Origin of the sequence: Bradyrhizobium japonicum USDA 6 (genome assembly GCF_000284375.1) — a bacterium.
GTDB lineage: Bacteria > Pseudomonadota > Alphaproteobacteria > Rhizobiales > Xanthobacteraceae > Bradyrhizobium > Bradyrhizobium japonicum.
Genome location: NC_017249.1, coordinates 3,411,552 through 3,424,467 on the forward strand (window position 1 = coordinate 3,411,552; position 12,916 = coordinate 3,424,467).

Consider the following 12,916-nt stretch of genomic DNA (forward strand, 5'->3'; position numbering starts at 1 on the left):
GCCGGTGCCCAAACTCTTGCGAGCCCGCAGCCTTCGATTCGCCTGAGCTAGGGCCTCTCAACGCGCACTCGTTGAGATTGCTCGGGCAAGGGCTCGTCCAATGCAATCATAACCATCCGCGGTGTTGTGCAATCCGTCCCACGTTACAAGCGCGCTTTGCGCAACTCCGGCACTGACCGAGTTTCGCATCAGCGCAAAACGAGAGAATAGCCCGACCCGTTCCTGTTTTGCGACATCGATGATGATGTCCTCCATCGTCGAATAGCCAGCTGAGGCGAGCACCTGTGGCGCATATTGCAGATCCATCAACACGACATCGGCAGAGCCGGCCTTAAGTGCCCTTACCCCTTCAACAACGTTTCTTTTGAGCCCTTGGTCCGGCCGCCCACCCCAGGCGACGTCATTGGTACCTAATTGCCAGATAACGAGATCAGGCGTGTGCGCGAAAACGTCGCGCTCGAACCGCGCGATGTTGTTCGGAATCGTATCGCCGACTCGACCGCTGTTGATGACGTCGATCGTGGCGTTGGATCTAAGCCTGGAGAGTTCTCGGCGCATCACCTCCGGATATGTGGCCGCGGACCTAAGTACCCAGAGTCCCACCGTCGACGATGATCCGATCGCGACAATCTTTAGCGGCGCACCAGATCTCAAACGCGCCGCCGTGCGGGGCAATTGTGCGCCCAGCGAGACATCCAAATTTGCAGCAAGGCATCTCTCGCCAGATGATGCCTCGTTCTGCGCTTGAGAGGGCGCCGTGCTGGACAAACCGACAATTACGGCAGCACCGATCGACGCTATTGTTCGAGCGGTTCGGCTTACGCATGGCAGAATAATTCGACCCATGTTCCCCAATAACTGGTGGATTCTCTCTTGACAACCCTTGGCGTCAAACGTCTGTTTTTGATTACAGGTCGATCGAGGGGCAGCGAGCAGCACGCATGAGTCCGGGAATAAGACAATGTCCGGCAAGCCTGTAGCGAAACGGTTGGTATTCCATATCGGCGGCTACGATCCAATCACGTCGCATACCAGCGCGCAACGACGCTTTGTGCGCGAAATTGCGAGGTTCCAACGTACCTGGTCAGTGAATGCGGCCGTTGATGGTTTGCATGAAACCGCCGACCAGATACGATGGAATGTGAGGACAGCTGGTCCCGATTGGCTCGTCGAAACCGATTACCGTCTGGTCCGATGGCACGATGTAATTGAGGTCTTCGGGGGCGAAGCATAGGCTCACGCATTTCCATCGGCATTCTGACGTTTCTGGATTTCGTTTTGACCGGCACTCTTTGGCGTTACTTGCAGACCAATTGGCGCTACGCACTTTTCTTTCTCTATCCATTCGTTACGTTCGGATTGCTCATCGCTGCCGCCTTTTTGATTGGCGTGGCTGCACTCAAGATCACCGGATCGATTCCCGTTGCTACCGGCGGCGGCCTCTTCGGGCTCGCAGCCGTGTTGGCGGGGCCGTGGCGCTGGCTGCACCTGGGCGACTTGTTCGACGATTGGATTTTTTCTTGCGAGTACATTCGATTCGGTAATTCGGAAATAGAGCAAAGGCTGGACAGATTGGCCGCCGAGCTCGTGGCTGCGGCGAGCAACTCTGCCGCAGACGAAATCTTGGTCATAGCGCACAGTCTCGGCGCCGTACTTGCGGTTGATCTGCTTGATCGCGCCTTGAAGCAGGACCCTGAACTCGGTCGGAATAAAACTCCCGTCACGTTCTTGAGCGTTGGATCATCCATACTCAAAGTAGGCCTGCACCCGAAAGCAACACGCTTTCGCGTGACGATGGAGCGCGTCGCCAAGTCGCGCGCGATCTTCTGGGGCGATTATCAGGCCCTCGTCGACCCGTTGAACTTTTACAAGAGCCGGCCGATGGCCGAAATGGGCTTGTCGACAGAGAACGAAGCGATCGTCAGGGTCGTGAGATTCAGTCGAATGCTCGACGACGAGATCTATCGACGTATCCGCCTCCACTTCTTCCGTTTGCACAACCAGTTCGTCAGCGGAAATGACAAGCGAACATCGTATGACTACTTCATGCTGACTTGCGGACCTATTTCAGCCAAATCCCAGACGCTCGCCCCGGATGGCGCCGTGTCGATGATCGCTGACGACGGAGGACTGATTGCGAGCGCGGCGCCGTCGGAGGGCGAACTGCCAAGTCGTCCGGGCGCGGCGGCCTGATTCAAATGACGCCCACTATTTCGAAAATCATTTTCGTTGCCTTGGCGATCGGCTGGTACCTCATACGCTACAAGTACGCGCGGCGTTCTCGCCGTGCGAGGATTGTGCGGAGCGCTCGCGGCCCGCTGGAAATTGCCCTCCTGCTTACATCTCTTTCGGGACTCGGGCTTGTTCCGCTTGTCTACGTAGCGACAGGAATGCCTCGTTTCGCAGATCACAGCTTTTATCCCTGGTTGGCTTGGCTGGGGTCTTTCTTTGCGATTGCGGCTTTGAGCGTGTTTCACCTGACACATCGTGCACTCGGCCGGAATTGGTCGGTAAGTCTCGACGTGCGGGAGAACCATGAACTCGTGACGGAAGGGATTTACCGGAGAGTTCGACACCCGATGTATTCGGCATTTTGGCTGTGGGCTATCGCCCAGGCATTGCTGCTGCCGAATTGGATTGCCGGTTTGGCGGGCCTGGTCGGCTTCGGGGTCTTGTTCTTTGGCCGCGTCGCAAGGGAAGAGCGAATGATGTTGCAGACGTTTGGCGACAGCTATCGCGATTATATGGCGCGGACCGGTCGGGTCTTCCCGTGGATCCTCTGAGGTCGGCCCGCCACGTCTCGACCTGTGGTACCCACGAGACTGATTTGGAACCAGACGCCTCAATTTGCGTGCCATTTCCGCAACATACGGCAGAAAAAGCGGTCGGAACCGCCGACTCACCGGTCTATTCGTTGGTGCCGTGGCGAGTGTCGGGTTATTCATATGCCTGTCAGGTGAATCCAATCGTTCCCGAACAATGGTGAGAACCGATGTTGAAATTCGTTGTCCTTGGAATCGCTACTTTGGCTTTCGTGGGAACCGCAGCTGCTGCGGACCTGCCACGGCCTCAGCCGGTTGCCGCCGCGGCGCCGGTTGGCAAAGCCCCGATCGGCAAATATCCCGTGGGTAAGAGCCCCGTGGGCAAATACCCGGTCGCTGCCCCGGCTCCGTTGGTGACCAAGGGTTGATCTGACTATCCATTCGTACGCCAGCGGCGTTCGTTTGGGGTAGCGGACTACCTGTGTCATCGGATCTTGGATCCAAGAGGATTCGAAGATGGGAGTGATTCGGAAATATCCGGGTCTAAAGCTTCTTGCAAAGGCCGCCATGCTGGCGGCCTTTGTGGGCTTGGGGGCCGGGATCAGTGACGCGCAACCACTCGTGGCGCGTACCGACCAGCCGCAACGGGACGCTCTCCCCAGCTCGGCGACGAAGCATGCGGCGAGCATGGCTGCTGCTACGCCGTCGATATCCGATGTAAAGCCAGCTCGAAGAGCTGCCGCCACGGGTCCATACTACGTTGATTTTCGTGCCCGCACGGCAGCAACGTACGGTCATGCATTCGTCTGGTACGGAAAGACGAGCGAGAAGAAGGTCGAGGTCGCTGGTCTGGCTCCGGCCGGCGACGAGGTGCCCTATCTCCTGGGACACATCATGTTTGTCCCTTCTGAGACGGGTGCGACCTACGGTGATCTTGACGAGCAATATCTGACGGCCAGCTATCGCGTCTATTTGTCTGAGGCAGACGCCAAGAAGGTCTTTGCTTATATCAAGCGCCAGCAGGAGTCTTCGCCGCTCTGGAATGCAGCAACGACAAACTGTACTGCCTTTATCGGCCGCATAGCGACGTTCATGGGCCTCAACGCTCCGTTTCATCTGCTGAAGCCTGAGGAATACGTCAACAAACTCAGAGATCTGAACGGGGGGCGAAAAACGGTGCAGCTTGAACCCGGTCGGGGCTAGAATCCTCGGGTTGAGTTCATGCAGTTTTCCGCGCGCCAGGATGGGTGTGAGGTCTTCGAGACATTCAAGCGAGCTTGTTCTTTGAGGATGCGGTTCGATACGACCTCGTGGGCTGCCTCGCCTGGTTGATGAATAGGCCGGGAGATCATGGAACGTCCGTGGCACTGCGCTGCAAGGCAGTTCCACCTCCGCTTGGTCGTAGCTAAGCTCTCGTTGGAAACCGTTCTGAGGGTGAAGTCCTCCTTGGCGTAGTTGAGGAAGGTTCGCAGAACTTGTCGTCGCAGACGAAGATCACCGCTTAGGCCATGGTTCTGGCGTCCAGGCCGAGCATCAACATCAATCGACCAGTGCACGTCGCGTACACGGCGGGATAATGGACGCTCTCCTGCCGAATCGAGATCTGTATCATCGGTACGCTTGTCGCCGCCTATGGCGATTCGCGATCATGATCGCGGTGTCGCCGACCTTTGCAGCGGTCACCGCGCGGAAAGCTGCGTGTTATCAAGTCGAAAAGCGCTCCTTCAGCTCTGTGGAAATGGAAGAGCTGAGTTCACTCGCTCGTATTCGAGCGCGATGGATCAGGCGCATTTTTTGAGCTAAGCCGTCTGAGCCGCCTGGAACGGCGCGGGCGGCCGCTCTCTTGCAGCATACTCAATGCCTGCAAGCTATCGCGCCGGTATTCGGGGGACGCGGATGCGGGTCCATATGATTGTTGCCGGCCTTATCCTAGCGATCATGGGGAAGGCCAGTGCCACGGTTGTCGATAAGGGAACCGACGCGCAAAAGTCTTGCGAGCTGCTTGTCAAGAACTCGCTTCGCAGTCAGGAAGAAGCTCGGTCCGCAGGCGCATGTGAGGGGATGATCGAGACCGCGATGATCTTTTCGCCAAATCTGCCCGCTGACGTGCGTGCATGCCCCCCGCGCAAGGCAGCCCCTTGCAAAGTGCGAAGGTTTTTCTGCAGTATCTTGATAACAATCCGGATCGAGCGAATGAACCGGGGATCACCGTCGCGATCGAAGCATTCAGGGATGCTTGGCCCTGCCGCGGGGACGATGCCGGGACTGGACTGAAAAAGCGTGCCCCAAAAAAATCCAAATAGAACGCGTATCTGCGGATACTGATACTAGCCTTGCGGCCGGCGATGTTCGCGTCAGGCCTGATTGATTCGCAATGAACTACCGCCGAGGTGCGAACTGAACCGCAGTGCACACCTCCACGATCAGCATTCAACGCCTTATCGACGAGCGAAGCGAACCCTTGAGCCCCGATCAACAGCGGGGCATTGTGCCATAAACGCCCGGGCTGGAACAGCATGACAATCCCATGCCGCGTCCTGATGATCTATCCGAAGTTCGTTCCGAATTCGTTTTGGAACTATGCGGAGGCCTGCGAACTCGTCGGCGCGAAGTATCCAACGGCGCCACTCGGCCTGATTACCGTCGCTGCTATGTTGCCGAAGCATTGGGACATCCGGCTCGTCAACCGCAATACCGAAGCGTTGACAGATGCGGACCTCGATTGGGCCGATCTTGTGATGATCGGCGGTATGCTCAACCAGCAGCCTGATGCCATCTACCTGATCGATCTCGCTCACCTGCGCGGCAAGCCAGTCTGTGTTGGTGGGCCGGACGTCTCCTCCAGCCCGCATCTTTACGCGGACGCGGACTTTCAGGTGGTCGGCGAGGCCGAGCATGTCATCGAGCAGTTCATCGCCGCCTGGGAAAGCGGCGAACGCAAGGGCGTGTTCATCGCCGAGAAATTCAAGATTGATGTCACGCTGAGTCCGATGCCTCGCTACGATCTACTCAACTTCGATCACTATCTATACATCGGCTTGCAGTATTCGCGTGGCTGCCCGTTCACCTGCGAGTTCTGCGATATTATCGAACTGTATGGTCGTGTGCCGCGTACCAAGACCAACGATCAGATTCTCGCAGAGTTGCAGGCACTCTACGATCACGGTTATCGCGGGCATGTCGATTTCGTCGACGACAATTTCATCGGCAACAAGAAGAACCTCCGCACCTTGATGCCGCGGCTCAAAGCCTGGCTGGAAGACCACGATTATCCATTCGAGTTCTCAACCGAAGCCTCGATCAACATCGCGGACGACAGCGAGCTGTTGCAGGCAATGAAGGATGCGAACTTCTTCGCGATCTTCGTCGGCATCGAGAGCCCGGATCCCGAGACGCTCGTCCAGATGAAGAAGAAGCAGAACACCAAGCGCAACATCGCCGAGTGCATTCACAAGATTTACGGCTACGGCATGTTCGTCACCGCTGGCTTCATCGTCGGGTTCGATAGCGAAAATGCCTCGATAGGACAGGCAATGGCCGACCTCATCGAGGAGGCGAGCATTCCAGTCTCCATCGTTGGACTGCTTTATGCGCTGCCTGGGACGCAGCTTACACGGCGGTTGGCAGCAGAAGGCCGCTTGCACCAGGGCCATGACCTCATGAACGTCGAGCAGACGGGCGATCAGTGCACGCTCGGCTGTAATTTCGATACCAAGCGTCCGCTTCGTGACATCCTTGCCGATTACAAGGCCGTGCTCGGGCACGTCTACAGTCCGGCAGCATATGCAGGGCGGCTGTCGCGTCTCGCAGCCATGCTCGACCGCTCCGACCGGCGACGCGATCTCCCGGATGGCGATGTGCGCAAGAGGCTTGGCGGCATCGACAGCGTACACAAGATCATGCGGGCCCTGCCGAAGGTTCGCGAGCCGTTCTGGAAGACCTTCGTCGAAGTCGCGGAGACCAATCCGGGCGCGCTACGGTACATCGTGATGCTGATGGCGTTGTACATGCACCTTGGGCCGTTCTCGGAACGCGTGATCGGCGAGATTGACCGCCGCATTGCCGAGTTGGACGATGTACCTCCACTAAGGGCGTCCGCAGTTAGTCAGGTGCTACCTCCAGCGACGGTGTAGCCACAGCCACTGATCGGGATATTCGCGGATCCAGCCCTCGATGACCGACGTGACCGCTTGCATCGTTCCCTGAATGTCGATTTGCCCGCGCGGCCGATTCAGGCTTGAGCAGCCGAAGCGATAATTCGGAGCTCGGGTCCTCGCTAGTTCTCAAGCCAGACACTCATGCCCGGCTCAAGGTCTGTCGACTCTCCCTTGGGCTCGAGGCGCAAGCGCAGCGTATTGCGGTCATGATCGCCAATGACACGCTCTGCCTGCCAGGTGGCAAACACGCCGAGCGGCCGCAGCTCGGTGATGACCGCCTTCGTCGCGACATTGGCGCCTTGCCGCATCACATTCGCCGTTTCTCCCATCGCGAGACGATCGAGATGATCCTCGCGGACGTTGAATGAGAGCCATTGCCTGCCCGCGGCCTCGACCATCAGGATCGGCTGGCCCGCGCGAACGTTCTCGCCGACCTCGGCGGCGGTGACGCTGACCACGCCGTCGGCCGGCGCGCGCAACACCATCTTGTCGAGGCGGCGCTCGAGCACGGCCACGGCGGCGGCTGCGGCCTGCACCTGTGCATCGGCGATGGCCCGTTCTTCCTTGGTCGGGCCCGCCACCGCGGCATCGTAATTGGCCTGGGCCTCGGCGACGTCGGCCTGCGCGGCCGCCACGTCATTCTCGGCCTGGTCCAGCGCCTGCTGCGACTCGAAACTCTGCCGTGCGAGCGTGCTAGTCCGCGTGAGTTGGGCCTGCACGTAGTCGAGGCGGGCGCCGGCCCTGGCGATCGCGGCCTTCAGGGAATCGACCTGTTCGCGGCGCACGCCGGCATAGACATTGTTGCGGCTTGCGACGGCGGAGGCGAGCGCGGCACGTGCCTGGTCCGCCTGCGCCGTCAGCTCCACCGCCGAGAGCTGCGCCACGACGTCGCCTTGCTTCACGGAGGCACCCTTCGCGACCGCGATCGAGACCAGCTGGCCGTTGACCTCCGGCTCGACCCTGACCTCGGTCGCGCGCACGACGCCGACGATGGCCGCGGGCGGCGCCCAATGGCGGATGACATAGATCAGCACCCCCGCCGCGACGAGTGCGAGTGGAATGGCGATGAAGGCGGCAGGTCTAAGGTTGGGCATGTCGCTGTCTCCTCCTGACGGCAAATGCCGAGATCACCGCGAGCGCGAAATAGCCGAGCGCCAGGCACCAGAGAGTGAGCCAGTCATGGGCAACCTCCCAGATGCCGGCCCCTAGCTGGTTGATGCGCACGAGGCCGTCGATCGCGGAGTCGGCGGGGAACAACCGGCCGAACGCAAGGGCCACATCCGGGATCGCTTCGCGCGGCCACGCGAAGCCGGCCATGAAGAACTGCGGCAGGCTCGTTGCCAGCAGCAGAATGGTTGCATTCTCCGGCCGCGTGAACCAGGCCCCGACGGCCTGACCCATGAAGCTCGTCGCCAGCAGAAAGACGCTCGCGAGCGCGAGAACCCGCGGAAGATGGCCGAGCGTCGAAAAGCCGTAGATGCGAGGCAGCACGATGACATAGAGCGCGAGCGCAGGAAGGTAGACGGTCAGATGCGCGATGCCGCGGCCGAGCACGCCGGCAAAGGCTGCGCCTCCGCTCGCGAGCGCAGTGCCGGTCAACATCGCCGCGCCGATCAGCAGGGTCTGCTGCAGGATCAGGATGAACGCCGCTGGAACGATGTAGCTCGCATAGCCGCCCACCGGGTTGAAGATCGGCTGCAGCAGCACATCGGCCGGGCTCGACGCCGCGAGCTTCGCCTTGACGAGGCTGCCATCCGAGCGCGCGCCGCGCGAAACGAGCTCGGACGTCAAGGTTCCGATGGCGGTGGCCAACCCGCTGGCGCTCGTTCTGAAGATGAACAGATAGGTTGCGTCCGCATAGACGGGGATGTGGGCGGTGATGCCCTTGAGCACGTCGCGCTCGGTGTTGGGCGGAATCTCGACGACGGCAAAGGCCTGCCCGCGATCGATCGCGGTGTGCGCCTCGGCGAGCGTTCGGGAGCGAACCGTCACGCTCAATGCGCCGCTCGCATCCAGCGTCTCGACGATCTGCCGGCTGAGATCGCTGAGATCGTTGTCGACGACCGCAATCGGAAGCTTGCGAAGGATCTGGTTCAGATAGGGTTGGGGATAGTAGATGCCGTAGACCAGCGGAGCGACAAATAGCAGAGTGAGGGCGCTTCGCGTTCCCAGCACGCGCCGCCACTCCGCCACGAAGGCGCCACCGACGCCGCGCGGCGTGTCGCTGGCCTCGGATGGCTCGGCAGGCCGCGCCGTCGCAAACCAGCCCTTGCGGGTGACGTTCGCCATGCGCAGCCATACCAGGCCGGCAAAGAGCAACGCCAGGCCCGCAAGCGCCGCGAAGGGAAGGGCGGAATCCGCGACCGGCAATCCCCGCGCGGCTTGTCCCAGCAGGACGGCCATGTACCAGCGCAGCGGCAGGATCGCGCTCCATGTCTGCGCAAAGGCATTCATGCCGATGGTGGGAAAGCCGACGCCGGCATAGCCGAATGCGGGTGAGGCGATCAGGCCCGCAAGCCCGAGTCCGGTGGCGAGATCGCCGACCAGAAGCTGAAGCAGGGCGCCGAGCGACAGATAACCGATGATCAGCAGCGAGGCCGCGGCGATCATCAAGGGCAGATCGCCCTTGAAGGGGATTTCCAGCACGCCTTCCAGGAACAGCGGCTCGGCCAGCATGATCAGGACGAAGATGCAGAACAGCGGCGCGAGCTTGCCGGCCAGCGCGACAAGCGGATCACCGCCGGCGCTTTCGAGCCAGGCCCGGGCGTCGCGGCGGCGGAATTCGGAGCCGACGGAATAGCCGGCGGCGAGAGTAATCACCACATGGATGATGGTCGGCAGCAGCGCGCGTAGCAGAAACTGCGCGTAGTTCTTCTGCGGATTGACGAGCGCGATGGTCTCCGCCTTGAGCGCTCCCAGGGTTGTTGGGGCAGGTGCCGCGCGACTGGCGGGAGCGGCCACGGTCGCCGCGGCGGAAAGAGAATCGCTCAGACCCGAGGATGCGATCCCGGACGGAGTCAAAAACTGCTGGTTATAAAATCCGACGATCTGCGGGCGGCGCGCGGCCTTCAGGTCGCGGTCGAAGTTCGGCGGGATATAGACGGCCGAGATCGACTTGCCGGAGCGTATATTCTGCACGGCCGTGGACAGTGTGCCGGAGCGGTCGACGATCTTCAGGCTTGGCGACGCCGCAATGTATTCCACCAGGGCGCGCGAGGCGTCCGACTTGTCCTCGTCGACGACAGTCACGCCTAACCCGCGAATGACCGGATGGCTGAACACCGTCGTGAGCACCACGAAAGCGAACAGCGGGACGCCGAGAATCAGCAGCAGCGCCACGCGATCATGGATCAGCCAGCGGCATTCGCGCCGCACAACCATCCAGAACCCCGGCTTGGAGGCCGCCATCATTGCCGCGACCGCCAGTCGAGATAGGCGCTCATCCCCGGCCGCAGCTCGGGCATCGGTTGCACCGGATAGGCGCGGATCGAAAACGTCCGCAGGTCGAAATCGCCGGAGGCACGCGTGGCCCGCCAGCTCGCATATTCCCCCTTGGTCGCGATCAGCTTGACCTCGACCGCGACGGAGCGGTCGCCGAGGGCCGGAATGCGGACATCGAAGCGATCGCCGACCTTCAGGCCTTTGACGAGATCCTCGCGCAGATCGAAATGCACCCAGAGGTCGGCCAGATTGATCAAGGTGATGAGCGGGACGCCCGGCGATACATATTCGCCAGGCTCCACGTTGCGCTGATAGATCTGTGAGGCTACGGGCGCATAAACCACGAGCTGGTCGATGATCGATTGAACGCTCTGGATATCGGCACTGGCCTTTTCGACATTGGTCTTGGCAATGGCCCGCTCCTCCTTGGTGTAGCCATTGACCGCCTGCTCATAGGCCGATTTGGCCTGGTCGACGGCGCGCTCGCTTTCGTGCAGCGCATCGGTTACCTGGTCGAGGCGGGCCTGCGGCGCGTTGCCTTGCTCGGTCAAGGTGTGTGTACGGTCAAACGTCTTCTGTGCCAGCACCAGCGCCGCTTGCGCCCGCTCCATTTCCGCGTTCCGTGCCGCGATCACTTCCACGCGCGTTCCGACGAGCACGTTGGCAAGCTGCGCGTCCGCGACAGCCTTGGCCGCCTTCATCTGCTCGTGCTTGGCCAGCGTCTCTGGATTGTCGATCTGGACCAGCACTGCGCCCGCAGCCACGTTCTGGCCGCGCTCGACGGGAATCTTGCCAACCCGTCCGTCCACGCGCGCCGCGATATCGAGCCGCGTTGCATCGACCTCGCCCTGAACCAGCAAGGGCTCCGGGCGCAACAGATAGAAGACGGAAAGCCCGACGACAGCAGCCGCAACGACACCGACGATGATAGAGGGCGTGCGTGTCGGGTTGCGCGCGGCTTTCGCCGGTCCGTTACTCGGCACGTCGGGCGTGCTTTGAACGTCCTTGTCAGAGCTCGGCACGTCCATGCCTGACTCCCTTTCTGGTGGCCGGCCGGCCTTTAGTTTATTCGGTTGTTAGGCTCAGCCGCAATCGCGAGGCGATGAATTTTTTGAGTCAGAGCCGACCATGTAACCTGTCCGTTGCCCACGCTTGGATGTTTGATACCTGACTTGTTGAAAGTTGCTGCTCTCGCAGTGGTGCTCGTCCCGATGTCCCGTGGGGGCGTCAAGTGATCAAGCAGCAGACCCATCCCAGCGATGACATTCCTCTCCAAGATGAATGACGGCGATCGCGTCATAGTCGCGCCACCTGACCCTGTCCTTGGTCGGGCCAGGATGCAGGTGCGAGATGCCAAACGCCGTCACGAAGTCAAACCCCACGATCCCTTTGGGGGAAGACCGGAAGTGGCGTTTCGGAGCCGTCGGGGCAGCTTTTGACCCAAAGGCGAGATTCAACGTCTGGAGTGATTTCCAGCTTCTGTCTGATCTTCGGATGCTAGCCGGGGAAGTCGCGGAACTCCTTGACGAGATTAAACGGAATTTTCCACCCGGCGCCTCCCCCGCGCATCAGCATCTTGATGTCTTCCGCCCTGTTTTCTTTTCCGGTTTTCGGATCGGTCTCCAGCGTGTGGCCTTGGCTGTCCCAAGGTTTGGTCGCGCTCTTCGAGTAGTAGCCGAGAAAATGGCCGGATTCATGGGCAGATGTGTTGGGCCCGCGTTGCGAGCTGATGAGGGCAAGGTCCAGGCCTCGAGCAAACGAGCCATTGGCGGGGCCGCCATTGGACCAAACCTTATCGACGCAGAAAATGGTTAGATGGGCGCCCTGAACTTTGTGTTTGACGAAGAAGCCCTTCAGTTTTTCGACGTCGATCACATCGGGAAAGATCGCTAGGCTCGCATCCTTCATGCCAGTCGCATTGGCGAGCTCCTGTTTGATGGCAGCCTGCGAGTCGTCGATGACCAGCCAGTCGCTTGGCACCCGCTCGAAGCGGATGTTGGCCTGCGGTCTCCATATATTGTTCATCGTCAGCAATTCATCTTGCTCGTTGCAGGGCTTCTTGGCGTGAAACGCCGGAGCGCCGCCACTCCCCGGAACCATGACATTGCGGAACGCCACCTTGATCTTGATTTCCGGCAGCACGACAACATGGAGCTTGGCTTCGATCTTCCGGCCGGCCGACCGGGCCACCACCTCCAGGCCGGGAAAGCCAATCGGCTTAATCCGGCCATTGATTTCGAAAAACCGTGCATCGCCATTGAAGGTGGCGGGAAGCGACGCCGCCCTGAGCTGCGGATCGATATCGGGTTTGGAAAAGGTGTCTCTGGCCTGCATGACGCGTCTAAGGGTATCGGCGCCATCGATCTCCTTGATCCCGAGGGCATGGGCGTTAGGATCGACTTTGAGCTTTCTTCCGGGATCGATCAGCGCCACGATGTTGGAGCCGCCGAACGGCACCACCATGCCCGGCGGGCTGCGGCGCTCATCGATGCCGGAGCGCCGGAAAACCTCTTGAAAGGCGGCCATGTCTGGTTCTCCTGTCTTAGTTCGGTTCGT

12 protein-coding genes and 1 pseudogene are annotated in these 12,916 nt (G+C 60.5%); 7 read left to right on the top strand and 6 right to left on the bottom strand.

Annotation, left to right across the window (positions count from 1 at the left end):
- Positions 1-57 precede the first annotated feature (57 nt).
- Positions 58-939: an SGNH/GDSL hydrolase family protein gene (locus BJ6T_RS15985; RefSeq protein ID WP_240537977.1), complete on the bottom strand. Its 882-nt coding sequence runs from the start codon at positions 937-939 to the stop codon at positions 58-60.
- Positions 940-961: 22 nt separating this feature from the next.
- On the opposite strand from BJ6T_RS15985, the gene BJ6T_RS45670 reads away from it, so the two are divergent.
- The 7 genes from BJ6T_RS45670 (at position 962) to BJ6T_RS16010 (ending at position 6,895) form a co-directional block, all read left to right on the top strand.
- Positions 962-1,234, top strand: a complete 273-nt coding sequence (locus BJ6T_RS45670) for a hypothetical protein (RefSeq protein WP_144038002.1) — start codon at positions 962-964, stop codon at positions 1,232-1,234.
- Positions 1,235-1,278: 44 nt separating this feature from the next.
- On the top strand, positions 1,279-2,193 hold the full coding sequence (locus tag BJ6T_RS15990; RefSeq protein WP_043900202.1) for a hypothetical protein: 915 nt from the start codon (positions 1,279-1,281) through the stop codon (positions 2,191-2,193).
- A gap of 5 nt (positions 2,194-2,198) precedes the next feature.
- Positions 2,199-2,783 carry a protein-S-isoprenylcysteine O-methyltransferase gene (locus BJ6T_RS15995; RefSeq protein ID WP_028170005.1) on the top strand — a complete coding sequence of 195 codons (585 nt, stop codon included), beginning with the start codon at positions 2,199-2,201 and terminating at the stop codon, positions 2,781-2,783.
- A gap of 209 nt (positions 2,784-2,992) precedes the next feature.
- Positions 2,993-3,190, top strand: a complete 198-nt coding sequence (locus BJ6T_RS49660; protein ID WP_014493472.1) for a hypothetical protein — start codon at positions 2,993-2,995, stop codon at positions 3,188-3,190.
- An 88-nt stretch (positions 3,191-3,278) separates the two neighbouring features.
- Entirely contained in the window at positions 3,279-3,965 is a 687-nt protein-coding gene (locus BJ6T_RS16000) for a hypothetical protein (RefSeq protein ID WP_014493473.1), read from the top strand.
- Positions 3,966-4,876: 911 nt separating this feature from the next.
- Complete coding sequence (locus BJ6T_RS49665) at positions 4,877-5,065, top strand: Rap1a/Tai family immunity protein (RefSeq protein ID WP_430644621.1); 189 nt, start codon at positions 4,877-4,879, stop codon at positions 5,063-5,065.
- 213 nt (positions 5,066-5,278) lie between these two features.
- Complete coding sequence (locus tag BJ6T_RS16010) at positions 5,279-6,895, top strand: B12-binding domain-containing radical SAM protein (RefSeq protein ID WP_028170003.1); 1,617 nt, start codon at positions 5,279-5,281, stop codon at positions 6,893-6,895.
- On the opposite strand, the pseudogene BJ6T_RS43620 reads toward BJ6T_RS16010, so the two are convergent.
- The 5 genes and pseudogenes from BJ6T_RS43620 to BJ6T_RS16030 all read right to left on the bottom strand — a co-directional run.
- Positions 6,875-6,982, bottom strand: a pseudogene (locus BJ6T_RS43620) (LpxL/LpxP family acyltransferase); the annotation flags it as partial. The gene BJ6T_RS16010 and the pseudogene BJ6T_RS43620 overlap by 21 nt on opposite strands.
- Before the next feature lie 56 nt (positions 6,983-7,038).
- Positions 7,039-8,013 (bottom strand): HlyD family secretion protein, encoded by a 975-nt coding sequence (locus tag BJ6T_RS16015; protein ID WP_014493475.1) that lies wholly within the window; start codon positions 8,011-8,013, stop codon positions 7,039-7,041.
- Entirely contained in the window at positions 8,000-10,330 is a 2,331-nt protein-coding gene (locus BJ6T_RS16020; protein WP_014493476.1) for an ABC transporter permease, read from the bottom strand. Before BJ6T_RS16020 ends, BJ6T_RS16015 begins: the two co-directional genes overlap by 14 nt.
- Positions 10,327-11,388 (bottom strand): HlyD family secretion protein, encoded by a 1,062-nt coding sequence (locus BJ6T_RS16025; RefSeq protein WP_014493477.1) that lies wholly within the window; start codon positions 11,386-11,388, stop codon positions 10,327-10,329. Before BJ6T_RS16025 ends, BJ6T_RS16020 begins: the two co-directional genes overlap by 4 nt.
- 469 nt (positions 11,389-11,857) lie before the next feature.
- Positions 11,858-12,886 carry a hypothetical protein gene (locus BJ6T_RS16030; protein WP_014493478.1) on the bottom strand — a complete coding sequence of 343 codons (1,029 nt, stop codon included), beginning with the start codon at positions 12,884-12,886 and terminating at the stop codon, positions 11,858-11,860.
- Positions 12,887-12,916: the final 30 nt, after the last annotated feature.

Excerpts from the sequence above, each read along its gene's own strand:
- BJ6T_RS16030 (WP_014493478.1), bottom strand. The coding sequence starts at position 12,886 with ATGGCCGCCTTTCAAGAGGTTTTCCGGCGCTCCGGCATCGATGAGCGC.
- BJ6T_RS49665 (WP_430644621.1), top strand. The coding sequence starts at position 4,877 with ATGCCCCCCGCGCAAGGCAGCCCCTTGCAAAGTGCGAAGGTTTTTCTG.
- BJ6T_RS16025 (WP_014493477.1), bottom strand. The coding sequence starts at position 11,388 with ATGGACGTGCCGAGCTCTGACAAGGACGTTCAAAGCACGCCCGACGTG.
- BJ6T_RS16015 (WP_014493475.1), bottom strand. The coding sequence starts at position 8,013 with ATGCCCAACCTTAGACCTGCCGCCTTCATCGCCATTCCACTCGCACTC.
- BJ6T_RS45670 (WP_144038002.1), top strand. The coding sequence starts at position 962 with ATGTCCGGCAAGCCTGTAGCGAAACGGTTGGTATTCCATATCGGCGGC.
- BJ6T_RS16000 (WP_014493473.1), top strand. The coding sequence starts at position 3,279 with ATGGGAGTGATTCGGAAATATCCGGGTCTAAAGCTTCTTGCAAAGGCC.
- BJ6T_RS16020 (WP_014493476.1), bottom strand. The coding sequence starts at position 10,330 with ATGATGGCGGCCTCCAAGCCGGGGTTCTGGATGGTTGTGCGGCGCGAA.
- BJ6T_RS49660 (WP_014493472.1), top strand. The coding sequence starts at position 2,993 with ATGTTGAAATTCGTTGTCCTTGGAATCGCTACTTTGGCTTTCGTGGGA.
- BJ6T_RS15995 (WP_028170005.1), top strand. The coding sequence starts at position 2,199 with ATGACGCCCACTATTTCGAAAATCATTTTCGTTGCCTTGGCGATCGGC.
- BJ6T_RS16010 (WP_028170003.1), top strand. The coding sequence starts at position 5,279 with ATGACAATCCCATGCCGCGTCCTGATGATCTATCCGAAGTTCGTTCCG.